25 protein-coding genes are annotated in these 25,436 nt (G+C 72.1%); 11 read left to right on the forward strand and 14 right to left on the reverse strand.

Features of this window, described 5'->3' with window-relative positions:
• Positions 1-56: 56 nt before the first annotated feature.
• Complete coding sequence (locus AOQ37_RS32605) at positions 57-1,508, forward strand: NCS2 family permease (protein ID WP_062649781.1); 1,452 nt, start codon at positions 57-59, stop codon at positions 1,506-1,508.
• Between the two features lie 74 nt (positions 1,509-1,582).
• Here AOQ37_RS32605 and AOQ37_RS32610 read toward each other — a convergent pair whose 3' ends face one another.
• The 3 genes from AOQ37_RS32610 to AOQ37_RS32620 all read right to left on the reverse strand — a co-directional run bounded on the left by AOQ37_RS32610 (position 1,583) and on the right by AOQ37_RS32620 (position 4,371).
• Positions 1,583-3,040, reverse strand: coding sequence for a peptidoglycan D,D-transpeptidase FtsI family protein (locus tag AOQ37_RS32610; RefSeq protein WP_062649783.1), 1,458 nt, complete (start codon positions 3,038-3,040; stop codon positions 1,583-1,585).
• Positions 3,041-3,123: 83 nt separating this feature from the next.
• Positions 3,124-3,594 carry a GNAT family N-acetyltransferase gene (locus AOQ37_RS32615; protein WP_062649785.1) on the reverse strand — a complete coding sequence of 157 codons (471 nt, stop codon included), beginning with the start codon at positions 3,592-3,594 and terminating at the stop codon, positions 3,124-3,126.
• A gap of 3 nt (positions 3,595-3,597) precedes the next feature.
• Entirely contained in the window at positions 3,598-4,371 is a 774-nt protein-coding gene (locus tag AOQ37_RS32620; protein ID WP_020130471.1) for an IclR family transcriptional regulator, read from the reverse strand.
• Between the two features lie 139 nt (positions 4,372-4,510).
• On the opposite strand from AOQ37_RS32620, the gene AOQ37_RS32625 reads away from it, so the two are divergent.
• The 5 genes from AOQ37_RS32625 (at position 4,511) to AOQ37_RS32645 (ending at position 9,332) form a co-directional block, all read left to right on the forward strand.
• Complete coding sequence (locus AOQ37_RS32625; RefSeq protein ID WP_078890450.1) at positions 4,511-6,040, forward strand: aldehyde dehydrogenase (NADP(+)); 1,530 nt, start codon at positions 4,511-4,513, stop codon at positions 6,038-6,040.
• A 161-nt stretch (positions 6,041-6,201) separates the two neighbouring features.
• On the forward strand, positions 6,202-6,810 hold the full coding sequence (locus AOQ37_RS32630) for a DUF1349 domain-containing protein (RefSeq protein WP_062649789.1): 609 nt from the start codon (positions 6,202-6,204) through the stop codon (positions 6,808-6,810).
• 48 nt (positions 6,811-6,858) lie between these two features.
• On the forward strand, positions 6,859-7,362 hold the full coding sequence (locus tag AOQ37_RS32635) for a GNAT family N-acetyltransferase (protein WP_199825116.1): 504 nt from the start codon (positions 6,859-6,861) through the stop codon (positions 7,360-7,362).
• A 103-nt stretch (positions 7,363-7,465) separates the two neighbouring features.
• Positions 7,466-8,182, forward strand: coding sequence for a DsbA family oxidoreductase (locus AOQ37_RS32640; RefSeq protein WP_062649791.1), 717 nt, complete (start codon positions 7,466-7,468; stop codon positions 8,180-8,182).
• A gap of 97 nt (positions 8,183-8,279) precedes the next feature.
• Positions 8,280-9,332 (forward strand): aminotransferase class V-fold PLP-dependent enzyme, encoded by a 1,053-nt coding sequence (locus AOQ37_RS32645; RefSeq protein WP_062649793.1) that lies wholly within the window; start codon positions 8,280-8,282, stop codon positions 9,330-9,332.
• A 114-nt stretch (positions 9,333-9,446) separates the two neighbouring features.
• Here the strand turns inward: AOQ37_RS32645 and thpD are convergent, their stop codons facing one another.
• The 6 genes from thpD to AOQ37_RS32675 form a co-directional block, all read right to left on the reverse strand.
• Complete coding sequence (gene thpD / locus AOQ37_RS32650; RefSeq protein ID WP_062649795.1) at positions 9,447-10,334, reverse strand: ectoine hydroxylase; 888 nt, start codon at positions 10,332-10,334, stop codon at positions 9,447-9,449.
• A 5-nt stretch (positions 10,335-10,339) separates the two neighbouring features.
• Positions 10,340-10,744, reverse strand: a complete 405-nt coding sequence (locus AOQ37_RS32655; protein WP_057599305.1) for an ectoine synthase — start codon at positions 10,742-10,744, stop codon at positions 10,340-10,342.
• A gap of 45 nt (positions 10,745-10,789) precedes the next feature.
• Positions 10,790-12,061 carry a diaminobutyrate--2-oxoglutarate transaminase gene (gene ectB, locus AOQ37_RS32660; protein ID WP_062649797.1) on the reverse strand — a complete coding sequence of 424 codons (1,272 nt, stop codon included), beginning with the start codon at positions 12,059-12,061 and terminating at the stop codon, positions 10,790-10,792.
• 64 nt (positions 12,062-12,125) lie between these two features.
• A complete protein-coding gene (gene ectA / locus AOQ37_RS32665) occupies positions 12,126-12,632 on the reverse strand; it encodes a diaminobutyrate acetyltransferase (protein WP_062649799.1) in 507 nt (168 codons plus the stop codon).
• Positions 12,633-12,925: 293 nt separating this feature from the next.
• A complete protein-coding gene (locus AOQ37_RS32670; protein ID WP_062649802.1) occupies positions 12,926-13,453 on the reverse strand; it encodes a DinB family protein in 528 nt (175 codons plus the stop codon).
• 272 nt (positions 13,454-13,725) lie between these two features.
• Positions 13,726-14,826, reverse strand: coding sequence for a pyridoxal-phosphate-dependent aminotransferase family protein (locus AOQ37_RS32675; protein WP_062649804.1), 1,101 nt, complete (start codon positions 14,824-14,826; stop codon positions 13,726-13,728).
• Positions 14,827-15,009: 183 nt separating this feature from the next.
• Between AOQ37_RS32675 and AOQ37_RS32680 the strand changes: the two genes are divergently transcribed.
• The 5 genes from AOQ37_RS32680 to AOQ37_RS32700 all read left to right on the forward strand — a co-directional run bounded on the left by AOQ37_RS32680 (position 15,010) and on the right by AOQ37_RS32700 (position 19,782).
• Complete coding sequence (locus AOQ37_RS32680; protein ID WP_062649805.1) at positions 15,010-15,873, forward strand: transporter substrate-binding domain-containing protein; 864 nt, start codon at positions 15,010-15,012, stop codon at positions 15,871-15,873.
• A gap of 3 nt (positions 15,874-15,876) precedes the next feature.
• Positions 15,877-16,710, forward strand: coding sequence for an amino acid ABC transporter permease (locus tag AOQ37_RS32685; protein ID WP_062649807.1), 834 nt, complete (start codon positions 15,877-15,879; stop codon positions 16,708-16,710).
• On the forward strand, positions 16,707-17,498 hold the full coding sequence (locus tag AOQ37_RS32690) for an amino acid ABC transporter ATP-binding protein (RefSeq protein ID WP_062649809.1): 792 nt from the start codon (positions 16,707-16,709) through the stop codon (positions 17,496-17,498). The genes AOQ37_RS32685 and AOQ37_RS32690 overlap by 4 nt, the downstream gene beginning before the upstream one ends.
• 21 nt (positions 17,499-17,519) lie before the next feature.
• A complete protein-coding gene (locus AOQ37_RS32695) occupies positions 17,520-18,611 on the forward strand; it encodes an amidohydrolase family protein (protein ID WP_062649811.1) in 1,092 nt (363 codons plus the stop codon).
• 166 nt (positions 18,612-18,777) lie between these two features.
• Entirely contained in the window at positions 18,778-19,782 is a 1,005-nt protein-coding gene (locus AOQ37_RS32700) for an SCO1860 family LAETG-anchored protein (RefSeq protein WP_062649812.1), read from the forward strand.
• A gap of 66 nt (positions 19,783-19,848) precedes the next feature.
• Here AOQ37_RS32700 and cobC read toward each other — a convergent pair whose 3' ends face one another.
• From cobC to AOQ37_RS32725, 5 genes are read right to left on the reverse strand one after another with little or no spacing between them, the layout of a single operon-like run.
• Complete coding sequence (cobC, locus tag AOQ37_RS32705; protein WP_062649814.1) at positions 19,849-20,937, reverse strand: Rv2231c family histidinol phosphate aminotransferase CobC; 1,089 nt, start codon at positions 20,935-20,937, stop codon at positions 19,849-19,851.
• The gene (locus tag AOQ37_RS32710) at positions 20,927-21,859 is read right to left on the reverse strand and encodes a sirohydrochlorin chelatase (RefSeq protein WP_062649815.1); all 933 of its coding nucleotides are present in this window, start codon (positions 21,857-21,859) and stop codon (positions 20,927-20,929) included. Before AOQ37_RS32710 ends, cobC begins: the two co-directional genes overlap by 11 nt.
• Positions 21,856-22,458: a precorrin-8X methylmutase gene (locus tag AOQ37_RS32715; RefSeq protein WP_062649817.1), complete on the reverse strand. Its 603-nt coding sequence runs from the start codon at positions 22,456-22,458 to the stop codon at positions 21,856-21,858. The genes AOQ37_RS32710 and AOQ37_RS32715 overlap by 4 nt, the downstream gene beginning before the upstream one ends.
• Positions 22,455-24,182, reverse strand: a complete 1,728-nt coding sequence (gene cobJ, locus AOQ37_RS32720) for a precorrin-3B C(17)-methyltransferase (protein WP_062649819.1) — start codon at positions 24,180-24,182, stop codon at positions 22,455-22,457. The genes AOQ37_RS32715 and cobJ overlap by 4 nt, the downstream gene beginning before the upstream one ends.
• Positions 24,179-25,435 (reverse strand): bifunctional cobalt-precorrin-7 (C(5))-methyltransferase/cobalt-precorrin-6B (C(15))-methyltransferase, encoded by a 1,257-nt coding sequence (locus tag AOQ37_RS32725; protein WP_062649980.1) that lies wholly within the window; start codon positions 25,433-25,435, stop codon positions 24,179-24,181. The genes cobJ and AOQ37_RS32725 overlap by 4 nt, the downstream gene beginning before the upstream one ends.
• Position 25,436: the final 1 nt, after the last annotated feature.

The raw sequence follows: 25,436 nt of genomic DNA on the forward strand, positions 1-25,436 counted from the left end.
CAACAATCCAGCCAGCATCCGCGCACAGATCATTCAGGCACCTAGGAGCACCCGCCATGTCCGAGACGAAGACCACGGCCGACCGGCCGGGTACCGCGCCACCCGCGGCGAACAGCGTCGACCGGTACTTCAGGATCTCCGAGCGAGGGTCCACCTTCGGCCGGGAGATACGCGGCGGCTTCGCCACGTTCTTCACCATGGCCTACATCCTTGTCCTGAATCCCATCATCCTGGGCAGCGCCAAGGACAAGTTCGGGCACCAGCTCGACACCGTCCAACTCACCACCGCCACCGCCCTGGTGGCCGCCGTGATGACGATCGTCATGGGCGTCGGCGGCAACCTGCCCCTCGCCCTCGCCGCGGGCCTCGGCCTGAACGCGGTCGTCGCCTTCCAGATCGCCCCGCTGATGAGCTGGGACGACGCGATGGGCCTCATCGTGCTCGAGGGCCTGCTGATCTGTGTGCTGGTGGTGACCGGTCTGCGCGAGGCGGTCATGCACGCCGTCCCGCAACCGCTGAAGCAGGCGATCAGCGTCGGCATCGGCCTGTTCATCGCCTTCATCGGCTTCGTCGACGCCGGCTTCGTCAGCCGCATCCCCGACGCCGCGAACACGACCGTCCCCGTGCAGCTCGGCGGCACCGGCACCCTCTCCGGCTGGCCGGTGCTCGTCTTCTGTCTCGGGGTGCTGCTGACGATCGGTCTGCTGGCCCGCAAGGTCAAGGGCGCGATCCTGATCAGCATCGTGGCGATGACGGTCCTCGCGATCGTCATCAACTCGGTCGCGGACATCAAGTCCTGGGGCCTGACCACGCCCTCGTGGCCCGACAAGATCGTCGACACCCCCGACTTCGGACTCATCGGTCACTTCAGCCTGTTCGGCGCCTTCGGCGAGACCGGCGTCATCACGGTCGTCCTGCTGATCTTCACCCTGATCCTGTCCGACTTCTTCGACACCATGGGCACGGTGGTCGGCATCAGCGCGGAGGCCGGGCTGCTCGACGAGAACGGCGATGTGCCCCGACTCGGCCGGGTGCTGCTCATCGACGGCGCGGCGGCGGTCGCGGGCGGCGCGGCCTCGTCGTCCTCCGCGACCTCCTACATCGAGTCGGCCGCCGGCGTCGGCGAGGGATCGCGCACCGGCTTCTCCAACCTGGTCACCGGATCGCTGTTCGCGCTCGCGCTGTTCCTGACGCCGCTGCTCACCATCGTCCCGCTCCAGGCGGCCGCCCCCGCCCTGGTCGCCGTCGGCTTCCTGATGATGACCCAGGTCAAGAGCATCGACTGGGACAAGTACGAGATCGCGATCCCGGCGTTCCTGACCATCGCCGTGATGCCGTTCACCTACTCGATCACCAACGGCATCGGCGCGGGCTTCGTCGCCTACGTCGTCATCAAGACGGTGCTCGGCAAGGCGAAGGAGGTCCACTGGCTGCTGTGGGGGGCCTCGGCGCTGTTCGCGGTGTACTTCGCGATCGACCCCGTCGAGCAGATCCTCGGCGTGAACTAGAACGCCCCGGAAGCGGCGCGGGAGACCGCGCGACCGGCCCGCGGTTCCTCTGTGGCCGGTCGCGCGGTCCGCCCTCAGCTCTTCAGCGCCGCCTGCATCATCGCCTTGGCCACCGGGGCGGCCAGGCCGTTCCCGCTGACCTCGGACCGCGCGGCGTCGGACTGCTCGACGACGACCGCCACGGCGACCTCCTTGCCGGAGGAATCGGACTTGCCGTACGAGGTGAACCAGGCGTAGGGCGCCTTGCTGTTGTTCTCGCCGTTCTGGGCCGTGCCCGTCTTGCCGCCGACGGTGACGCCGTCGATGAGCGCGTTCGTGCCGGTGCCCTTCTCGACGACCGTCCGCATCGCCGAGCGGAGCTGCTCGGCGGTGGACGAGCTGACGATCCGCGTGCTCGACGCCTGGTCGTCGTAGTCCGCCAGGACGTCGCCGCCGCCGTCGGTGATCTGCGAGACCATGTGCGGCGAGACCAGCTCGCCGCCGTTGGACAGGGCGGCCGACACCATGGCCATCTGGAGCGGCGTCGCGGTCACGTCGAACTGGCCGATGCCGGTCAGGGCGGTGGACGACTCGTCCATGCCGGACGGGTACACGCTCGGGTACGCCCGCACCGGCACGTCCTGGCTGTCGTCGTTGAAGCCGAACTTCTCGGCCATCGCCCTCAGCTTGTCCTGCCCGAGCTCGACGGCCATGTGCGCGAAGACGTTGTTGCAGGAGTACTGGAGCGCGACCCGGATCGTGGCGTTCTCACAGGGCGCGGACGTGTTCTCGTTCTTCAGGACCGTCCGTGTGCCCGGCAGGGTGTACGGGTCCTCGCTGTCGGTCTTCTCGTCCACCGACGAGTACAGCCCGTCCTCCAGCGCGGCCGCCGCCACGACCAGCTTGAAGGTCGAGCCCGGTGCCAGCGGCTGCCGCAGCGCCCGGTTGGTGAGCGGCTTGTCGGAGTCCGCGTTGAGCTTCTTCCAGGCCGTCCCGGCGGTGTTGGCGTCGGTCAGCGTCGACGGGTCGTAGGACGGGGTCGACACCACCGCGAGGATCTGCCCGGTCGTCGGGTCGAGCGCGACCGCCGCGCCCTTCTTGTCGCCGAGCGCGTCGTACGCCGCCTTCTGCACGTCCGGGTCGATCGTGGTGATCACGTTGCCCGGGTCCGCCCGCTTGTCGGTGACCGTGTCCAGCGCGGTCTTCAGGCGGGTGTCCGTGCCGTTCAGCAGGTCGGCGTAGATGCCCTCCAGCTGCGTGGGGGCGTAGCTCTGCGAGGCGTAGCCCGTCACCGCCGCGTACAGCTCGCCGTCCGTGTACGTGCGCTTGTATCTGAGGTCGCCGTCCGTGGTCACGGCCGAGCCGGTGATCGCCTTTCCGCCCACGATGATGTTCCCGAGCGGCTCCGCGTACGTCTCGATCGCGTTGCGCCGGTTGTCCGTGTCGTCCGCCAGCGCCTGGCCCTCGTAGAACTGCACCCAGGTCGCCCGGAGCAACAGGGCGAACACCAGCAGCAGGGCGAAGACCGAGGCGCGTCTGATCGTCTTGTTCATTGCGAACAGAAGGACGAACGAGACGGAGGCGGTCGTTCCCTTCCGCCCGTTTTCTCATCGACCGTTCATCTGACGCGTTCGGGTCAGGCCTCCAGCCGCAGCACGATCTCCTCGATCTCCGCGCCCCGCGCGTTCGCGAAGCCGGTGGCCCGGGCGGTGGGACGGAAGCCGCACTTCTCCAGGACGCGCAGCGAACCGGCGTTGTCGGCCGCCGCCCGCGCGAACAGCGGACGCTCGACCACCTCGGACACCAGCGCCCGCAGTGCCTCGGTGGCGATGCCCCGGCCCCAGTAGGCGCGGTCCACCCAGTACGTCACCTCGCGCTCGCCCGGCTCCCCGTACACCGCCGCGCTGCCCACGACGTCCCCGTCGGCCAGGATCGTGCGCGGCACGGCGGACGAGGCGCGGATCCGCTCCCACTGCGCGTCGAAGGCGTCCCGGTCCGTGGGGTCCTTCGCGGTGAACGCGGCCATCCGCAGCGACTCGGGGTCGTTCATCTGCCGGAAGAACACCGGCAGATCACTGTCGTGGACCTGGCGCAGGCTGATCAGCATGCCTCAGAGCCTACGGGTGGCCAGGGTGAGCCGGTCGCGTGCGTCGAACAGCGCGTCCTTCACCAGTTGCTCGTGCGCGGGGGTGAGCCTCGCCACCGGCACCGAGCAGCTGATCGCGTCCCGGGCCGGCGTGCGGTACGGGATCGCCACGCCGAAGCAGCGCAGGCCCAGCGTGTTCTCCTCGCGGTCCACGGAGAAGCCCTGCTCGCGGATCTGGTGGAGCTCCTCGATGAGCTTCTCGCGGTCCGTGATCGTGTGCTCGGTCAGCGCCGGCAACGTCTCCGGCAGCAGCTTGCGCACCTGCTCGTCGGTGTAGGTGCTGAGCAGCGCCTTGCCCAGGGAGGTGGAGTGGGCGGGGAGGCGGCGGCCGACCCGGGTGAAGGGGCGCAGGTAGTGCTGGGACTGGCGGGTGGCGAGGTACACGACGTTCGTGCCGTCGAGCCGCGCCAGGTGGATGGTCTCGGTGGTGTCGTCCGAGAGCCGGTCCAGGGTGGGACGGGCGGCCGCGACCACCTCGTCGCCGTCGATGTACGACGTGCCGACGAGCAGCGCCCGTACCCCGATGCCGTACCGCGTGCCCGTCGCGTCCGTCTCCACCCAGCCCAGTTCCACGAGCGTGCGCAGCAGCATGTAGAGACTGGACTTGGGGTATCCGACGGCCTCCTGGACCGACGCCAGAGAGTGCATCCCGGGGCGGCCGGCGAAGTATTCCAGCAGCTCAACCGTCCGCACCGCGGACTTGACCTGCGCCCCGCCCCCCGTCTCGCCAGCCGACATCGCCCTTGACCCCTTCGTTCGACGGGAAATACGCTCCGACAGCATATTCATCATCAGAGACAGCGTTCAGTATATCGAACGACCCTGGTGGATGAGCCAGTACCAAACGTGGTCAGAACCAAGCGTGGAGGGACCCGCGGTGGCAGCAGCACCAGTCTGGAGTGTCGACCCCCGAACCGGGAAGCAGCGTGAACAGGTTGCGGTGGAGGCCACGGCCCAGGAGGTCGACGCCGTCGTCCGCGCCGCCCATGAGGCACGCGGCTTCCTCGCCGACCGCGGCGTCCGCTCCGCCTTCCTGCGTTCGGCCGCCGACCGGCTCCAGGCGGCCAAGGACACCCTCGTGGAGGTGGCCGACGCGGAGACCGCGCTCGGCCCGGTCCGGTTGACCGGCGAACTCGCCCGCACCTGCTACCAGCTGCGCGCGTTCGCCGACATCGTCGACGAGGGCGCCTTCCTCGACGTCGTCATCAGCCACCCCGACGACACCGCCACCCCGCCCATCCCCGACCTGCGCCGCTACAAGGTGCCGCTCGGGGTGGTGGCCGTGTACTCGGCGTCCAACTTCCCCTTCGCGTTCTCCGTCGCCGGCGGTGACACCGCCAGCGCGCTCGCGGCGGGCAACCCGGTCGTCGTCAAGTCGCACCCCGACCACCCGGGCCTGTCGGAGCTGGTCGCCAAGGTGCTGCGCACCGCCGCCGCCGACCACGGCATCCCCGCGGGTGTCCTCGGTCTGGTGCACGGTTTCGAGGCCGGCGTCGAGCTGATCCGGCATCCGCTGATCGCCGCGGCGGGTTTCACCGGGTCGATCCGGGGCGGGCGCGCGCTGTTCGACGCGGCGGCCGCCCGACCGGTGCCGATCCCGTTCCACGGCGAGCTGGGGTCGCTGAACCCGGTCGTGGTGACCGAGGCCGCCGCCGCCGAGCGGGCCGAGGCCATCGGCACCGGCCTCGCCGGGTCCATGACGCTGGGCGTCGGCCAGTTCTGCGTGAAGCCGGGTCTGGTGCTGGTGCCGTCCGGCGCGGCCGGCGACGGACTGGTCAAGTCCCTCACGGACGCGGTGAGCGACACCGACGCGGGCGTGCTGCTCGACCACCGGATGCGCGACAACTTCATCGCCGGGGTCGCCGAGCGGGCCGAGCTGCCCGACGTGGAGTCGCCGGTGACGCCCGGCGCGGGCGGCGAGCACACCGTCAGCGCGGGCTTCCTCACCGTGCCGGCCTCCCGGCTGACCGCCGAGGGCGCGCACGACCTGCTGCTCGAGGAGTGCTTCGGGCCGGTCACCGTCGTGGTCCGCTACGACGACGAGGGCGAGGTCAAGGCGGTGCTGTCGCGTCTGCCCGGCAACCTCACGGCGACCGTCCAGCTGTCCGAGCGGGAGGCCGCGGGCGAGGGCCGGGGCGGGGAGATCCTCGCCGAGCTGACCCCGCTGGCCGGCCGTGTGCTGGTGAACGGCTGGCCCACCGGTGTCGCCGTCGCCCCCGCCCAGCATCACGGCGGGCCCTACCCGGCCACCACCTCGACGTCCACGTCGGTCGGCGGGACCGCCATCGAGCGCTGGCTGCGGCCGGTCGCCTACCAGAACGCTCCCGCGGCGCTGCTGCCCGTGGAGCTGCGGGACGACAACGAACTGGGGCTGCCGCGCCGGTTCAACGGGCGTCTGGAGCGGTGACGCCCGGCTCGGGCGCGGCTCGGGACGCGTCCGGGCCGCTGTTCGTCCCGGTGCCCCCCGCACGGGTGCCCCACGCACGGATGCCCCGCGCACGGATGCTCCGCGCACGGGTTCGCCGGGGTCTCGGGGACTCGGCCCACCCGAGATGATGTGATGAGGTCATGGACGTCTCGCTTCCCGAACTGCCCTTCCCCCTCCGTACGTACGGGCCCGACGGGCACTGGTCCCATGAGCACGGGGTGCTCACCGGGTGGGCCGGGGCCCGGCAGGACCGGTTCGTGCCGCCCACCGGGGACGGGGTGGAGCCCGCGGCCGACGCACCCCGGCTGCTGGGAGCGCCGGAGGGGGACTTCCAGCTCATCGCACGCGTCACCGTCGGGTTCAACTGGGCCTTCGACGCGGGGGCGTTGTACGTCCAGGTCGGCGAGCGGGCCTGGGCCAAACTGTGTCTGGAGTACTCCCCGGACGTGGCCACCGTCTGCACGGTGGTCACCCGGGGACACTCCGACGACGCCAACTCCTTCACCGTGGAGGGGAGTTCGGTCTGGCTCCGGGTGAGCAGGACCGGCCGCGCCTTCGCCTTCCACGCCTCCCGGGACGGCAGACGGTGGACCTTCGTCCGCCTGTTCACCCTGGGCGAGGAGAAGGAGACCGGCGCCGCCCTGGTCGGCTTCATGACGCAGTCGCCGATGGGCGAGGGGTGCGTCGTGACGTACGACCACCTCGAGTTCAGGACCGACTGGCCGGACGACCTGCGGGACGGAAGCTAGACCCGGCCCGGTCGGAACCGGGGGGAGGGCCGGTTCGTCCTCTCCTGCATGATCGGAGATCGAGTCATGGGACACCGGGTGATCCGGACCGCCGTACCCGCCGAGGCGGAGAGCGTCGTCGCCCTGCACGCGCGGGCCCGGGCGACCTACTACCCGGACGGGGCCCCGCAGGACGGCACCGACTGGCTCGCCGCCTGGCGCACGGCCATCGGGCGGCCCGACGGCCATGTGCTGTGCGTCGTCGAGCGGGGACGGCTCGTCGGCCTCGCCTCCTTCCGCACCCCGGAGGGCGCGCCCGCGCACACGGTCAAGCTGTTCCAGTTCCACGTCGACCCCGACCACTGGCGGGCCGGGATCGGTACGGCCCTGCACACGGCCTGCGTCGAGCAGTGGCGGGCGGACGGACGGCGCACGGCCGTGCTCGACGTGCATGCCGACAACCGGCGGGCCCAGGCCTTCTACGCCCGGCAGGGCTGGAGCCCGGACCCGGAGAACCCGCCCGGCGAGGGCGATCACCACCTCTGGCTGCGGTACGCGGTGACCGGGGAATGAAACGCCCTGCTTGAACGTTCATGCACTCGGCGGAGGGAACCTCCGTGCCGAGCTCCCGCCGGGGAGCGCCGGACCAGCGCACGAACGGGAGAGAGCCGAGACCATGCGCGTCGAGATCTGGAGCGACATCGCCTGCCCCTGGTGCTACGTGGGCAAGGCCCGCTTCGAGAAGGCGCTCGCGGCCTTCCCGCACCGTGACCAGGTCGAGGTGGTGCACCGTTCCTTCGAACTCGACCCGGGCCGCGCCAAGGGCGACGTCCAGCCCGTGCTGGCCATGCTCACCAAGAAGTACGGGATGAGCGAGGCGCAGGCACGGTCCGGCGAGGAGAACCTGGGCGCCCAGGCGGCCGCCGAGGGTCTCGACTACCGCACCACGGACCGCGACCACGGCAACACCTTCGACATGCACCGCCTGCTGCACTTCGCCAAGGAGCACGGCCGGCAGGACGAGCTGATCCAGATCCTCTACCGGGCGAACTTCGCCGAGGAGCGGTCCGTCTTCTCCGAGGGCGACGAGCGGCTCGTGGAACTGGCCGCCGAGGCGGGTCTCGACGCCGGGGCCGCCCGCGAGGTCCTCGCCGACCCCGCCCGCTACGCCGAGGAGGTCCGGGCCGACGAGCGCGAGGCCGCCCAGCTCGGTGCGAACGGCGTCCCCTTCTTCGTCCTGGACCGCGCCTACGGCGTCTCCGGGGCCCAGCCCGCCGAGGTCTTCACGCAGGCGCTCACCCAGGCCTGGGGCGACCGGTCCCCGCTGAAGCTGATCGACGACGGCGGCGCGCAGGCCTGCGGTCCGGACGGGTGCGCGGTGCCGCAGCACTGAGAAACCGCAGGTGAGGACCGATCCATAAGCGGTACTTAGCGGAATCACGTAAAAACCGGCAATGGACGAGGGGTTCCCGGGGTCCCACAGTGGACCCATGGAGACCTTCGAGAGCCTCGTCCGCGCCGAGTTCACCCCGAAGACCACATACCTGAACACGGCGAGCAACGGCCTGCTGCCCGCCCGTACCGTCACCGCCCTGCACGAAGCGGCGGTGCTGCGCGCCGAGGGCCGGCCGCTGACACCGCTGCACGAGGACGTGGAGGCCTGCCGGGCCGCGTACGCCCGGCTGGCCGGCGTCCCGGTCACCCGGGTGGCGCTGGGCGCCTCGGTCGCCGCGCACACCGGCGTGATCGCCGCCTCGCTGCCCGCGGGTGCGGAGGTGCTCACCGCCGAGGACGACTTCACCTCCGTGCTCAACCCGTTCCACGTCCGCGGGGACCTCAAGGTCCGCGCCGTCCCGCTGGAGCGGATCGCCGAGTCCGTCCGCCCCGGCACGGCGCTCGTCGCGGTCAGCGCCGCCCAGTCCGCCGACGGCCGGATCGCCGACCTGACCGCCCTGCGCGAGGCGGCCCGGACGCACGGCGCCCGCACCTACGTCGACTTCTCGCAGTCCGCCGGCTGGCTCGCGACGGACGCCGACGCCCACGACTTCTCCGCCGCCGTCTCCTTCAAGTGGCTGCTCGGCCCGCACGGCGCGGCCTTCCTGGTGGTCCCGGAGGACTTCGGCGGACTGTCACCGGTCCTCGCGGGCTGGGTGGCCGGCGAGCGGCCCTGGGACAGCTGTTACGGCCCGGTGGCCGAACTCTCCCGCTCCGCCCGGCGGTTCGACCTGACGCACGCCCTGTTCACCTACGCCGGACTGCGCCGCTCCCTCGAACTCGTGGAGGAACTCGGCGTGGCGGCGATCGGCGCCCACGACCTCGCCCTCGCGGACCGCTTCCGCGCCGGACTCGCCGGGCTCGGTCACCGTCCGGTCGCCGCGCCCGGTTCCGCGATCGTCTCGGTGCCCGGACTCGGCTTCCGGCAGCCCGAGTTGGACGCCGCCGGCATTCAGGTATCCGACCGTTCGGGCAACCTGCGCGCCTCCTTCCACCTGTTCAACACGGCCGCCGACGTCGACCGTCTGCTCGACGCCCTGTCCGCCTGAGGATGTCCGCCTGAGGATCCCGGCGCCCGACAGGCCAGGACGCCCTCACCCGGAGCGGGTGAGGGCGTCCTGGACCGGTGCCCACGAGCAGCGTGCGGCGGGAGGGAAGGCGGTTCAGCGCACCGGCGTGAAGTCCCGCGCGCCGATGTACTCCGGCCGGCGGACCGGCGCCGCGAACGGCTCCACGGCCGTGTTCTCCACGCTGTTGAACACGATGAACACGTTGCTGCGCGGGAACGGCGTGATGTTGTCGCCGGAGCCGTGCATGCAGTTGCAGTCGAACCAGGTCGCCGAACCGGCCTTGCCCGTGAACAGCTTGATGCCGTAGTCGCCGGCCATCGCGGTCAGCGCCTCGTCCGACGGCGTGCCCGCGTCCTGCATCTGGAGCGACTTCTTGTAGTTGTCCTCGGGCGTCGCCCCGGCGCAGCCGAGGAACGTCCGGTGCGAGCCGGGCATGATCATGAGCCCGCCGTTGGTGTCGAGGTTCTCGGTCAGCGCGATCGACACGGACACCGTCCGCATGTTCGGCAGACCGTCCTCGGCGTGCCAGGTCTCGAAGTCGGAGTGCCAGTAGAAGCCCCCGGCCCCGAAGCCCGGCTTGACGTTGATCCGCGACTGGTGGACGTAGACGTCCGAGCCCAGGATCTGCCGGGCCCGCCCCACGACCCGCTCGTCGCGGACGAGCGCGGCGAACACCTGACTGAGCTTGTGCACCTCGAAGACGGAGCGGATCTCCTTGGACTTCGGCTCCACGATCGACCGTCCGTCCGCCCGGATCTCCGGGTCGGCGACCAGCCGCTCCAGCTCCCGCCGGTAGACGGCCACCTCGTCGTCACCGATCAGCCGGTCGACGGCGAGGAAGCCGTCGCGCTCGTACGCCTGGAGGTCGGCCGCGGGGATCGGGCCCGGCGCGTCGGGGGAGCCCCAGACGACGGGGTCCTTGCGGGGGACGGACACCTCGGTGGTGCCACGGGTGGGGTAGAGATCGGTGAGGGTGGTCACGATGCTTACACCTCCTCGGGCTCGGTCAGCAGGGGGTAGACGCCGTTCTCGTCGTGGTCCTCCCGTCCCGTGACGGGCGGGTTGAACACGCAGATGCAGCGGAAGTCCTCCTTGACGCGCAGCGTGTGCCGCTCGTGCCCGTCGAGGAGGTACATGGTGCCGGGCGTGATGCTGTGCGTCCGCCCGGTCTCGTGGTCGGTCAGTTCGGCCGCGCCCTCGACGCAGACGACGGCCTCGATGTGGTTCGCGTACCACATCGACGTCTCGGTACCCGCGTACAGAATCGTTTCGTGCAGCGAGAACCCGACCCGTTCCTGAGCGAGCACGATGCGCTTGCTCTCCCAGGTGCCGGACGCCGCCCGCACATGCCGGTCGGTGCCTTCGATGTCCTTGAACGAACGGACGATCACGGTGGTGCGATGCCTCCTAGGTAGGGGATACGGGGTCCGAGGGCGTCAGACGGTCTCCCGTACGGCGCGGGCGACGACACTGAGGCCCTCGTCCAGTTCCTCGGGGGTGATGGTCAGGGCCGGCAGCAGTTTGACGACCTCGCTCTCCGGGCCGGACGTCTCGATCAGCAGCCCGAGTTCGAAGGCCCGCTTGGCGACCCGCCCGGCGCGCGCCTTCTCGTGGAACTCCAGGCCCCACACCAGGCCGCGGCCCCGGTACTCCTTGACGTCGGCGAGGTTCTCCTCGGTGATCGAGATGAGCCCCTGCTCGATCTGCTCGCCACGCGCCAGGGTCTGCTTCTCCATCGCGGACCCGTCCGCCCAGTACGTCTCCAGGGCGGCGGTGGCGGTGACGAAGGCCGGGTTGTTGCCGCGGAAGGTGCCGTTGTGCTCACCCGGCTCCCACACGTCGAGCTCCGGCTTGAACAGGCAGAGCGACATGGGCAGTCCGTAGCCGCTGATCGACTTGGAGACGGTCACGATGTCGGGGACGATCCCGGCCTCCTCGAAGGAGAAGAAGGCCCCGGTGCGTCCGCATCCCATCTGGATGTCGTCGACGATCAGCAGCATGTCCTGGCGCTCGCACAGCGCCTTGAGCGCCCGCAGCCACTCCGGACGCGCGACGTTGATGCCGCCCTCGCCCTGCACGGTCTCCACGATCACGGCCGCGGGCTTGTTGAGGCCGGACCCCTGGTCCTCGAGCAGCCGCTCGAACCACAGGAAGTCGGGGACCTGGCCCTCGAAGTAGTTGTCGAACGGCATCGGTGTGCCGTGTACCAGCGGGACCCCGGCCCCGGCCCGCTTGAAGGCGTTGCCGGTCACGGCGAGCGACCCGAGGGACATCCCGTGGAAGGCGTTGGTGAACGACACGATGGCCTCGCGGCCCTTCACCTTGCGCGCCAGCTTCAGGGCCGACTCCACGGCGTTGGTACCGGTCGGGCCCGGGAACATCACCTTGTAGGGCAGGTCGCGCGGCCGCAGCACCAGATCCTGGAAGGTCTGGAGGAAGCTCCGCTTGGCCACGGTCGACATGTCCAGGCCGTGCGTGACGCCGTCCCGCATCAGGTAGTCGACCAGCGCCCGTTTCAGCACGGGGTTGTTGTGGCCGTAGTTGAGGGACCCGGCGCCGGCGAAGAAGTCCAGGTAGCGGTGCCCGTCCTCGTCGTACATTCGGCTGCCCTGCGCGCGGTCGAAGACGGCGGGCCAGCCGCGGCAGTAGCTGCGTACCTCGGACTCGAGGGTCTCGAACACGCTGAGGTCGGGCTGGGTGATGGTCACGACGAAACGCTCCTCGGGGTGGGGTCGGAAGGAGGACGGGCAAAGGCGGGGCGGGGAGGGCGGATCAGAAAGCGAGCGGGCCGATCCGGTACAGGACCTCGGGGTCGTGCGGGCCGTCGGGGAACAGTCCGGTGTCGAACAGCACCTCGCGGGTGACGGTCGCCCCGTGCCGTTCGGCGTACGAGGTGAACAGCCGCTCGGAGGCGGTGTTGCCCGGCGCGATCGTGGTCTCCACGGCGGTCAGCGGGCGTTCGGCCGCGACCCGCGCGGTCAGCCCGTCCAGCAGTGCGGCGGCGAGGCCGCGACCACGCTGCGCGGCGTCGACGGCCACCTGCCAGACCAGCAGGGTGTGCGGGTCCTCCGGCCGTACGTACCCGGTGACGAACCCGACCGGTTCGCCGCCCTCCGCGCGGGCCACCGCCGAGGTGGCGGCGAAGTCGCGGCACCACAGCAGATAGGCGTAGGACGAGTTGAGGTCGAGCGTTCCGGAATCCTTCGCGATACGCCAGAGCGCTGCGCCGTCTTCCACCGACGGGCGTTCGATACGTAGGTCTGCTTGTACGGCAGTCATGCGGATTGAACTTACCCAGGGAAATTCAAAAACGCATGGAGAGGCCGTGGTGATTCCGTGATGCCGATGGGACAGGTTGCCGTTTCGTCCCTTTTTGTACCGTGCGAATAGGGCATATCGCCTAGCTTGTGCAATGCGTCACGCACTTGAAACCTGCCCGAAACCCACCTTGTTTAGGTAGGGGGAATCCGGGCAGAAGAACTCAGGAAAGCTATCGCGGAGAAGAAAGCGGGAAAGGTCGAGGATAAGAGGCGGATAAGAGGCTCGACATTGCTTCGCCAATTACCTTGAATTCAGGTTCCGGTAACCCCGTCGATACGCTCCCGGAGAATGTCCGCGTGGCCGTTGTGCCGGGCGTACTCCTCGATCAGGTGGATCAGCACCCAGCGCAGGCTGACCTCGAGCCCGGCCATCGGCCCGGCGGGGATCCGTCCCGTGGCGTCCAGGGGGCGCCCGGCGATCAGCTCACGCCCGCGCGCGATCTCCCGCCGCCAGGCGCCCAGCGCCTCGTCGAGGCCGCGACCGGCGGTGAGGGCGTACCCGGTCCCCTCCTCGAACACGGGCGGCACGTCGAGCCCCGCGAACGCCCGCTGGAACCAGTTGCGTTCGACCTCGGCGAGATGCTGGACGAGGCCGAGCAGGGTCAACTCGGACGGCTCGGCGGCCGGTTGCCGCAGCTGCTCGTCGTCCAGTTCCGCGCACTTCAGCTCGAGCGTGGCCCGGTGGAACTCCAGCCAGCTCTCCAGCATGGGGAGTTCGTCACCGGTCAGCAGCGGGACGGCGCGGCCGTCGGGGAGTCGCAGGGGAGTGTCGGTAGCCATGCCTGACAGCTTGTCAGGCGGCACCGGCGGCCGGTGTCGTTCCCTCGGGTCCGCCCGGCGGCGACCCGACGACAGCCGTCGGGACGGCGCCCACGGGACGGCGCCCGACCGGGCGGGTGCGGTTCCTCGGGTCCGGCCGGCGGCGACCTGATGGCACCCGTCGGGACGGCGCCCGCCCCGGAGACACGTCGCGGGACGGCATCCGACGCCGGACCGGTGCCGCTTACCGCCAGGCGGCCCACGGGCGGCATCCGACGCTGGCCCGGTGCCGCCTACCGCCAGGCGTCCTCCACGGCCCGCCGGGCCGCTTCGAGGTCCACGTGCAGCCCGTTCTCCGCCAGTGCCGCGCCCAGCGCCGCCAGGCACCCCTGCACCACGCCGACGGTCGCGTCGCCCCCGTAGTGGTTGACCCGGATCATCTCCTTGGCCAGCGCGCCCCCGCCCGCGGCCAGCGGCAGCGTGGAATCGCTCGCCAGAGCCCGGGCCACCAGCTCCGACGCCACCACACCCGACGGCGTCCGCAGCGTCGTGGCGACGGGCGCCGCCTCCGCCGCGTCCCGCACGTACGGCTCCAGCCCGCCGCCCAGCGCGAGCGCACCCGCGCGCGTCGCCGCCGCGGCCGACGCGTGCCGGGCCATCACCGTCTCCGGCCGCTCCGCCTCGATCCGCTCGACGCACGCCTCCAGCGCCAGCATCTCCAGCTGCGCCGGCGCGTGCAGCAGCGCCTTGCGGCCGCCGTCCACCCACCGCTCCTTCCAGTCGAGCAGGGACAGGTACGACCGGCGCGGCGCCTTCGGGTTCGCGGCCATCCGGGCCCAGGCCCGCTCGCTCACCGACACCGCCGAGACGCCCGCCGGACCGCCCATCGCCTTCTGGGCGCCGATCACGCACAGGTCCACGCCCCACGCGTCCGGCAGCACCGGCTCGGCGCCGATCGAGGCGACCGCGTCCAGGTAGAACAGCGCGCCGTGCTCCCGCACCACCTCGCCGATCTCCGCGACCGGGTTGGTGTTGCCGGTCGCCGCCTCGGCGTGCACCAGCGACACGAAGTCGATCCCGGGGTGCTCCGCGAACGCCTCGCGGATCTGCGCGGCCGTCACCGCCGTGTGGAAGGGCACCGCCAGATCGATCACCGTCGCGCCGCAGTCCCGCAGCCAGTCCCCGAAGGTCTGCCCGTAGGGGCCGGTGATCACGTTCAGCGCGGTCGTGCCCGGACCCGCCGTACCGCGGATCGCGCCCTCCAGCGGCAGCAGCGCCTCGCCCTGCATGATCACGACGTCCTGCCGGGTGTCCAGCAGCCGCGCCACGCGGTCCTCGATCGAGGCGAAATGTGCGGCGGTCAGCGGGGCGAGGTCCAGGAACGGGTGTGTCACGGCGGTGCTCTCTTCACTCACGGGGTAGAGGTGACGAGACTAACCGTCACGTACCCCACCCTTCCCGCCCTCCCCACCGGTGACTTCGCAGGCCGCACGCCCAGGAGACCATCGGTTTGATTTGAGAGCCTCAAACTTCTCCTTATAATCGGAACCCACAGTTCCCTTACAGGAAGGCCCGCCGTGAACACCCTCCCCGGCCGCCGCACCCGCGTCCTGGCCGCCACCACCGTGACGGCCGGGCTGATGCTCGTCGCCGCCTGCACCTCCACCGATGACGGCGGCAGCGGCTCCAAGACCGCCGCCGGCGGGGTCGAGCTCGTCAAGGCGGGCCAGCTCACCACCTGCACCCACCTGCCCTACCCGCCCTTCCAGTCGGAGATCGACGGCAAGGTGCAGGGCTTCGACGTGGCCCTGATCGACCTGGCCGCCAAGAACCTGGGCGTGAAGCAGGAGATCCTCGACACGCCGTTCGAGAACTTCAAGACCGGCGCCTTCCTGAACTCCGGCGAGTGCGACCTGGCCGCGGCCGGCATGACCATCACCGACGAGCGCAAGAAGAACGTCGACTTCTCCGACCCCTACTTCGAGGCCACCCAGGCCGTCCTGGTCGACAAGGGCGCGGGCGTCACCTCGCTCGCCGACGTGAAGGCCAAGGGCGTCAAGCTCGGCGCCCAGGCGCAGACCACCGGCGAGGACTACGCCAAGAAGCAGGGCTTCGACCCGGTCTCCTTCGAGTCCTCCGACGCCGTCCTGAACGGTCTGCGCACCGGCCAGGTCAAGGCCGTCATCATCGACTTCCCGGTCGTCCAGGGCTGGCTGAAGGACAAGGCCAACGCCGACGCCTTCAAGGTCGTCGACAACCTCAACACCGGTGAGCAGTACGGCTTCACGGTGAAGAAGGGCAACACGAAGCTGGTCGCCGCGATCAACAAGGCACTGGCGGACGCCAAGGCCGACGGCACCTACAAGAAGCTGTACGAGAAGTGGATCGGCCCGTACGACGAGTCGGCCGCCTCCCCGTCCGCCGTCGCCTCGGCCTCCTGACCCATGGCCGATACCGACGTACGACTCCAACCGAAGAAGAAGGGCCTGACCCGCCGGCAGAAGCGCAGCCTCTCGCGCGGCGCGCAGTACGTCGTCTTCGTCGCCGCCGTGATCGTCTTCGCGGTCACCGCGGACTGGGGCCGGCTGAAGAACCAGTTCGCCCAGTGGGACATCGCGCGACAGATGTTCCCGGACGTCATCACGCTCGCGCTGAAGAACACCGTGCTGTACACGGTGTCCGGGTTCGTCCTCGGCCTGGTGCTCGGTCTGGTCATCGCGCTGATGCGGCTGTCCTCGGTGGGCCCGTACCGGTGGCTGGCCGGTGTCTACATCGAGATCTTCCGCGGTCTGCCCGCCCTGCTGATCTTCGTCTTCATCGGTGTCGCCGTGCCGCTGGCGTTCCCCGGCACGGAGATCGTCGGCGGCACCTACGGCAAGGCGGCCCTCGGGCTCGGCCTGATCGGGGCCGCGTACATGGCGGAGACCTTCCGCGCGGGCATCCAGGCCGTGCCCAAGGGACAGCTGGAGGCGGCCCGGTCGCTCGGCTTCTCGCCGGCCCGCGCGATGGTCTCGGTCGTCATCCCGCAGGCGTTCCGGATCATCCTCCCGCCGCTCACCAACGAGCTGATCATGCTCTTCAAGGACTCCTCCCTGGTCCTGCTCCTCGGGGTGACGCTGGAGGAGCGCGAACTGTCCAAGTACGGCCGTGACCTGGCCAGCACCACCGCCAACTCCACGCCGATCCTGGTCGCCGGCCTGTGCTACCTGCTGGTGACCATCCCGCTCGGCTTCGTCGTGCGGCGTATGGAGGCGAAGGCCCAGGAGGCCGTGAAATGAGCCGACCGGAGATCGAAGTCCGAGACCTGCACAAGTCGTTCGGCACCAACGAGGTGCTGCGCGGCATCGACCTGGAGATCGGCCGGGGTGAGGTCGTCTGTGTGATCGGCCCGTCCGGCTCCGGCAAGTCGACGCTGCTGCGCTGTGTGAACCTGCTGGAGGAGCCCACCAAGGGTCAGGTCTTCGTCGGCGGCACCGAACTCACCGACCCCGACGTCGACATCGACGCCGTGCGCCGCCGTATCGGGATGGTCTTCCAGCAGTTCAACCTCTTCCCGCACCTGTCGGTGACGGAGAACCTCACGCTGCCGCAGCGCCGGGTGCTGCGGCGCGGCAAGGCGGAGGCGGCGAAGGTGGCCGCCGAGAACCTGGAGCGGGTGGGCCTGTCGGAGAAGGCGGACGCCTACCCCGCCTCCCTCTCCGGCGGCCAGCAGCAGCGCGTCGCGATCGCCCGCGCGCTGGCCATGGGCCCCGAGGTGATGCTGTTCGACGAGCCGACCTCCGCGCTCGACCCGGAGCTGGTCGGGGACGTCCTCGCGGTCATGCGGATGCTCGCCGACGAGGGCATGACGATGATGGTCGTCACCCATGAGATGACCTTCGCCCGCGAGGTCGCCGACCGGGTCGTCTTCATGGACGGCGGGGTGGTCGTGGAGGACGGCACCCCGGCCGAGGTCATCGCGAACCCCAGCCACGAGCGCACCCGTCACTTCCTCTCCCGCCTCCTCGACCCGGCGATGGCCGACGTCGAGGAAGAGACCTCCGACCAGCTGGGCAAGGGAGACTAGCCGGTCACTAAGGTGCGGTGCATGAGCGATCACTCGGTGCTGCACGTGAAGGGCCGGGTCCTTGCCGGGCCCGACGATGTCCGCGACGGGCTGTGGGTCGTCGGCGGCCGGATCTCCTACGACCGTCCCGTCGGCGCCCGCGACGTGCGGACCGTCGAGGGCTGGGCGCTGCCCGGCCTGGTCGACGCGCACTGCCATGTGGGCCTGGGCGCCCACGGCCCCGTCGACGCGGACGTCGCCGAGAAGCAGGCGCTGACCGACCGCGAGGCGGGCGCCCTGCTGATCCGTGACGCCGGCTCGCCCTCGGACACCCGCTGGGTCGACGACCGCGAGGACCTCCCGAAGATCATCAGGGCGGGCCGGCACATCGCCCGCACCCGCCGCTACATCCGCGGCTACGCGCACGAGATCGAGCCGGCCGACCTGGTCGCCTACGTCGGGCGGGAGGCCCGGCGCGGCGACGGCTGGGTCAAGCTGGTCGGCGACTGGATCGACCGCGAGGTGGGCGACCTGGCCCCCAGCTGGCCGCGGGAGGCCGCCGAGGCCGCCATCGCGGAGGCCCACCGCCTGGGCGCGCGGGTCACCGCGCACTGCTTCGCCGAGAGCTCGCTGCGCGATCTGGTCGAGTCGGGCATCGACTGCGTCGAGCACGCGACGGGCCTGACCGACGAGCTGATCCCGCTGTTCGCGTCACGCGGCGTGGCGATCGTGCCGACCCTGGTCAACATCGCCACCTTCCCGGACCTGGCCGCCGGCGGCGAGTCCAAGTTCCCGCGCTGGTCGGCCCATATGCGCCGGCTCCACGCCCGCCGCTACGACACGGTGCGCTCCGCTCACGACGCCGGTATCCCGGTCTTCGTCGGCACGGACGCGGGCGGCACCCTGCCGCACGGTCTGGTGGCCGCGGAGGTCGCGGAACTGGTGACGGCGGGCATCCCGCCGCTGGCGGCGCTCTCCGCGACGACCTGGGGCGCGCGTGAATGGCTCGGGCGCCCCGGTCTGGTCGAGGGCGCTCCGGCCGACCTGGTGGTCTACGAGAGCGACCCGCGCGCCGACGTACGGGTGCTGGCGGCTCCGCGCCGGGTGGTACTGAACGGCGCGGTGGTGAGCTGAGAGCGGGGGTCCGCGGGCGGTTGTGGAGAACGTGCGTGCCGATGGATTCGAAGACCTGCTCGGAAAACTCACGTTGGAGTGAACTCACGTCACCCTGCTGACCGTTCACCCCTCGTACGTAATTCTTGCGGGGTCCCGAAGCATTTCTCTTCTGGGGGTCCCACCCTTGAACGGCAACAACTTCCCGCTGCCCGCACGCGCCCGGCGCGCCGCCACCGTCGTCGCGGTCACGGCCCTGGCCGCGGGCCCCACGGCCCTGGCCGGCGCGGGCACCGCCCACGCGACGTCCGGCCACGGCCGGGCGAGCGCGTCCGTCCTGCGCACCGAACTCGACGTGGCCCTGCTCGACAAGGCCGTCGACGTCCCGCTCGCCGTCTCCCTCAACGAGGTGCAGGCTCCGCACAGCGCCGGGAAGACCGCGCTGACGGCCGAGCTGAACGGCGTCGCCGGCGGAAAGCCCTTCAGCGTCCTGCGCGCGGACGTCGCCGAGGCCAAGGCGACCGTCGACGGAACCAGGGCCGAGGCATCCACCCGCCTCGCCCACGCGAAGGTGCATGTCCCGGGCCTTCCGCTGCTCTCCCTCATCGAGGTCGGCACGGTCACCTCCAAGGCGACCTGCGAGGCCGGGAAGACCCCGGTCGCCGTCTCCAACCTGCTCGGCTCGGTGACGGTCCTGGGCAAGAAGGTGTCGGTCAGCACCGGCGGCACGACGGACGTGCGGGTGCCGGGTGTGGGCGAGGTCCGGCTGGACCTGTCGAAGCGCGCGACCACCTCCCGCACGGCAGCCGCCACCGCCCTCGAACTCACCGTCTCCGTCAACCCGGCGAGTCTCGACGTCGCCGAGGTGACCGGCACCCTGACCCTGGCCAAGGCCACCTGCGAAGCCCCCGCCGGGCGGGAGCGGGAAGAGGGAGAGGGCGAGGAGCAGGGCACCGGCGAGGAGCAGGGGCCGGGCGAGGCGCGGGACCAGGGGCAGGAGGAGGCCGCCGAGCCGAGCGCCGCCCCGGCCGGTGATGTCGAGGCCGGTGACGTCAAGGCCCAGGGCGCGCCCGCCCGGGCCGACCTGGCACGGACCGGCGGCGGCTCGACGACCCCGTACCTCATGGGCGGCGCGGTGGCGCTGCTGGCGGCGGGCGGGGGAGCGGTGGTGCTGGCCCGCCGCCGGGGCTGAGCACGGCCGAAGGGGTACGGATCCGGGACGTCCCGCCCGGGTCCGTACCCCGTCGTCATCCCGGCGTCATCCCCGCGTCAGGGCCAACGCCTGGTCCAGTGCCTGGAGGAAACGGTTCACCGTCGCCCGGTCCCGGACCGCCAGCCGCAGCCACTCCTCGTCCAGCCCCGGGAAGGTGTCCCCGCGCCGGACCGCGAAGCCCAGGGTGCGCAGCCGGCGGCGGACGGCGTCGGCCCCGGGCAGCCGCACCAGGACGAACGGCCCCTCCGCGGGCCCCGCGACCCGTACCCCGTCGACGGCGAACTCCTCGAGCCCGGCCACGAGATGGGCCCGGTCCGCGGCGACGCGGTGGGCGGCGTGGGCGGCCTCCGCCAGTGCCTGGGCACCCATGCACGCCTCCGCCGCCACCAGCGCCGGCGTGGACACCGGCCACAGGGGCTGTGCCCGCTCCAGGTCGGCGACCGTCTCCGGCGCGGCGAGCACGTAGCCGATCCGCAGTCCCGCCAGCCCCCAGGTCTTGGTGAGGCTGCGCAGCACCACCAGACCGGGCACGTCGACCTCACCGGCCAGGGTCTCCCGCTCGCCCGGCACCGCGTCCATGAACGCCTCGTCGACCACCAGCGTCCGGCCGGGCCTGGCCAGCCGCCGGAGCGTCCGCGCGGGGTGGAGCACCGACGTGGGGTTCGTCGGATTGCCGACGACCACCAGGTCGGCCGTCTCGGGAACGGCCGCCGGGTCCAGCCGGAAGCCGTCCTCGGCGCGCAGCACCACCCGGTCCACGCTGTGCCCCGCGTCCCGCAGCGCCGCCTCCGGCTCCGTGAACTGCGGGTGCACGACGACCGGCCGCCGGACCTTCAGGGCGCGCGCCAGCAGCACGAACGCCTCCGCCGCACCCGCCGTCAGCAGCACCCGTTCGACGGGCAGCCCGTGCCGCGCCGCCACCGCCGCCCGAGCGGCCCGCCCGTCCGGATAGGACGCCAGGCCGCTCAGCGACGCGGCGACCCGCTCCCGCAGCCAGCGCGGAGGGGTGTCCGCGCGGACGTTCACCGCGAGGTCGACGAGCGCCGAACCGTCGTCACGCACCTCGGCGTCCCCGTGGTGGCGCAGGTCGTGGCCGCCGGGGTGCCCCGCGGCGGCGGTCCCCTCAGTGGGCATGGGAGTGGGCGTGCCCGTGGTGGCCGTGGTGCCCGTGGTGGTGGCCCTCGTCGTCGTCCGGGTGGAAGTGCGGCTGCTGCGGCGCCCCCACCTTGTCCTCGAAGCCCGGCAGCGCGATCCGGTACACGCACGAGTCGCAGTTCATCCGCAGGTCGCCCTTGACGGCCTCCTCGTACCGCTCCATCACCAGGTCGAGCAGCTCCGGCTCGGGACCGATGACGTCCGCCGACCGCACGTCCACCTCCGGGTGCGCGGCCGCCCAGCCCTCGGTCTGCTGCCGTACCCGCTCCGGCAGGATGCCGGTGAACAGGAAGTAGGGGAGCACGACGATCCGCTTCGCCCCCAGCCGTACGCACCGGTCGAGGCCGCTCGGCACGTCCGGCGCGGCCAGCGACACGAACGCGGTCTCCACGCCCGCGTACCCGCGGCCCTCCCACAGCAGCCGCGCCGCCTTGTACACCTCGGCGTTGGCGTCCGGGTCCGTCGACCCGCGCCCGACCAGCAGGACGGTCACGTCGGCCAGGTCCTCGGGGGTGCGCCCCACGGTGCCCAGCGCCTCGTCGAGGCGCCGCTCCAGCACGTTCAGCAGCGCCGGGTGCGGACCCAGCGGCCGCCCGTACGTGTAGGAGATCCCCGGGTGGCGCTCCTTCTCGCGGGAGAGCGCCGCGGGGATGTCGCCCTTGGCGTGCCCGGCGGACACCAGCATCAGCGGAACGGCGGCGAACCGCCGTACGCCTCGCTCCACCAGCTCCGTCACCGCGTCGCCCAGCGGCGGCGGGGACAGCTCGATGAAGCCGCCCGCTACGGGCAGTTCGGGGTGGCGGCGGCCCAACTCCCGTACGAAGTCGCGGAACGCCTCGGCTCCGGCCTCGTCCCGGGTGCCATGGCCGGCGATGAGCAGGGCGGGCGGCGGGGTGGTCACTGTTTCTCCTCGAAGGGCGATGCGGGGGTCGAAAGGGGGGTGTACAGCAGGGCGTTGAGCGCGGCGGAGGCGACCGCCGACCCGCCCTTCTCGGACACGTTGCTCACGGCGGGCAGCCCGCTCTCGCGGAGCGCGGCCTTGGACTCGACCGCGCCGACGAAACCGACGGGCAGACCGATGACGAGCACCGGGGCGGCGTCCAGGGTGAGCAGTTCCTCCAGCGCGGTCGGCGCGTTGCCGATCACCCAGAGGGCTCCCGGGCCGACCTGCTCGTACGCGAGTCGTATCGCGTGCGCCGAACGGGTCAGCCCCGGCCCGGGCTCGGCGTCCCTGAGCCGGCAGACGGTGTCGCGGCGGGTGATCCCGGCCGCCACCATCTCCACGTCCACGACGACGGGCGCTCCGGCGTGCAGCGCGGCGTGCGCCTTCGCCAACTCGTCCTCGTCCATGACGAGATCGCTCGCGTACTCCAGGTCGGCGGCGGAGTGGACGACCCGCTCCACCACCGCCCGGGTCAGCGGCGGGAAGTGCGAGGTGTCCAGGCGGGCACGCAACCGCCGGTAGGACTCCTCCTCGATCGGATGGACCACACGGTTCACAGGGCGCCCTCCCGGGAGTCTTCCCGCGAGCCTTCCGGGGAGTTCTCCTGCCAGCGGTAGCCGCGGGGCGTCACCATGCGCCCCGCGATGTTCCGGGTCGCCGTGTTGCCCACGGTCACGACCGTCATCATGTCGACCCAGGCCGGGTCGAGTTCCGTGAGCGTCGTCAGCCGCGCGGTGCCGTCCGGGCGCGAGGCGTTGCGCACGACACCCACCGGCGTCGTCGGCTCCCGGTGTTCGGCGAGGATCGAGAGCGCCTTGGGGAGCTGCCAGTCGCGGCCCCGGGAACGGGGGTTGTAGAAGGTGACGACGATGTCCGCCTCGGCGGCCGCCCGCACCCGCCGCTCGATGACCTCCCACGGCGTGTGCAGATCGGACAGGCTGATCGACACATGGTCGTGGCCCAGCGGGGCGCCGAGGATCGCACCGGCCGCGAGCGCGGCGGTCACCCCCGGCACCCCGACCACGTCGATGTCGTCGGACGCCTCGGCGAGCGCAGGGGAGGCCATCGCGTACACGCCCGCGTCCCCGCTGCCGATCAGCGCGACGCTCCGCCCGCGCCGGGCCTGCGCCACGGCGGTCCGGGCCCGCTCCTCCTCGGCGCCGAGCCCCGACTGAAGGATCCGGGTGCCGGGCCGCAGCAGGTCGCGGATCTGGTCGACGTACTGGTCGAGGCCGACGAGCACCGAGGCCCGCTCCAGCTCCGCCTTCGCGCGCGGCGTCAGCAGGTCCCGCGCGCCGGGCCCGAGCCCGACGACCGCCAGCCGTCCGCGCCCGGGCCGCCGTACGACGGCACAGGTGGCCATCGCGGGCCGCCCGTCCGCGCGCTCCGACTTCCGCTTGGGGACGAGGAGTCCGCCCCCGCCGATCAGCGCCGCGGCCTCCGCCACGGACGGCGTGCCGACGGCGGCGAGCGGGGCGTCGGACGGGTTCGGCACCTCGACGCCCGCCAGCTCCTCGGCGGAGTACGTCACCACGGGCACGCCGAGCCGCCGGGCGGCCTCCACGATGCCCGGCTCGGCCGCCTTGGCGTCCACGGTGGCGAGCTCGGCGAGACTGCGGACGGACAGCCCCGCCTCCCGCAGCACACCCTCGACCAGGTCGAACACCTCGTCGGCCGGGGCGCCCCTGGACGCGCCGACCCCGACGACCAGGGACGGCGGCCGCAGCAGCACCTCCCCGGAGGCGGGCTCGACCGCGCGGTCCGTCAGCCGCACGGTGTACGCCCCCCGCTCCGCGAACGGCACCGGCGGCAGCGGCCACGCCACCTCGGCGGCCAGCGCGACCGGCTCGCCGTCCAGCAGGGCCCGCGTCACGCCGGCCACATCGCCCTCCACGGGGAGGCCGAGCGTGTCGAGGCCGGGGATGCCGACGGCGTCCGTGGCCGTGGTCACCACGGGCTGCGCACCCAGCAACTCACCGACGGCCAGGGCGAGTTCGTTGGCGCCGCCGGCGTGCCCGCCGACCACCGGGACGGCGAACCGCCCGGCCTCGTCCACGCACACCACACCCGGGTCGGACGTCTTGTCGGACAGCAGGGGCGCGACCAGCCGGACGACCGCCCCGGTCGCCAGGAAGCACACCAGCTGCTCGCACTCGGCGAACGCCCGCCGGACGGCGTCCCCGACCGGGCCGTCGTACACGCGGGTGCGGTCCGGCCAGGCCGCGGCCAGCCGGTCGCGCGCCGCCGCCCCGGCCGCGGTGGCGGAAATGAGGCCGATCACAGGGCTACTCCTTCTCGATGGACAGGGTGCGCGCCGACGGCGTCCGTGACACCCCACAGCAGGAAAACGGGATTGGTCGCGGCCAGCCGGGACACGTCACCCGGCAGCGGCGCGAGCCGGGAGGAGTGCAGCAGCACACCGTCGCAGGCGAACCCGGCCCCGCCGAGTGCGGCGCGCACCGCCGGGACCCGGTCCAGCGCGGCCATCGCCACCACCACGCTCCGCCGGGCCCGTCGCGCGCACGCGGCGACGATGCCGGGCAGCTCACGCCCGCCGCCGCCGACGAACACCGCGTCGGGATCGTCGAGGCCGGCCAGCGCGTCGGGCGCGCCGCCGTGCACCACGTGCACGTCGACGCCGTGCGCCTCGGCGTTGGCGCGGATCCGGGCGACCCCGTCCGCCGCCTTCTCCACGGCGCTGACGGCGGCGCCGAGCCGGGCGCACTCCACGGCCACGGACCCCGATCCGGAGCCCACGTCCCAGACCAGGTCGCCGGGGCGCGGCCCGAGCCGGGCCAGTGCCAGCGCCCGTACCTCGAACTTGGTGATCATCGAGTCGCGGTGGGCGAAGGCGCCCTCCTCCAGCGCCCACCCGGCGGGCCGGACCCCGGACCCGGCGAGCGTGCGTACCGGGCCGAGCGTCCGCGCCTCGTCCAGGCAGAGCACGACGCTCACCGCCGTGCCCCAGTCGCGTCCGGCGGCCTCGGCGGGGGAGACGCGCTCCACCCGCTCGCCCGCCGGGTCGCCCAGCGCGCGGGCCACGACGAGCACCCGGTCGGGCGCGCCGCGCGCGAGCGCGGCGCCCAGCTCGGCGGGCCCGGCACCCGGCCCGGTCAGGACGGCGACCTTCGGGTGCGCCCGGCAGACGTTGACGGCCGTGCGCGGATCGCGCCCGTGCGCGCTCACGACGACGGCGTCGTCCCAGGTCAGGCCGAGCCGTGCGAAGGCGGTGGCCACGGAGGAGACACCGGGCCGTACGTCCAGCCGCTCCGGCCCGAACCGCTCGGCCAGCGCCCGCACGATCCCGAAGAACCCGGGGTCGCCGGAGGCCAGCACCACCACGCGCCGGCCCTTCCCGACGTACTCCGCCACGGCGTCCAGGGCCGGCGCGAGCGGGCCGAGCACGATCCGCTCGGCCGACGCGGGCAGTTCCGCGGCCTCCAGGTGCCGTCGTCCGCCCACGACGAGCCCGGCGCCGGCGAGGACCTCCCCGCCGGACGCCGTCCCGGTACCCGTACCGACGACGGTGATCAGC

This window comes from Streptomyces maremycinicus (assembly GCF_001184025.1).
Classification (GTDB): domain Bacteria; phylum Actinomycetota; class Actinomycetes; order Streptomycetales; family Streptomycetaceae; genus Streptomyces; species Streptomyces maremycinicus.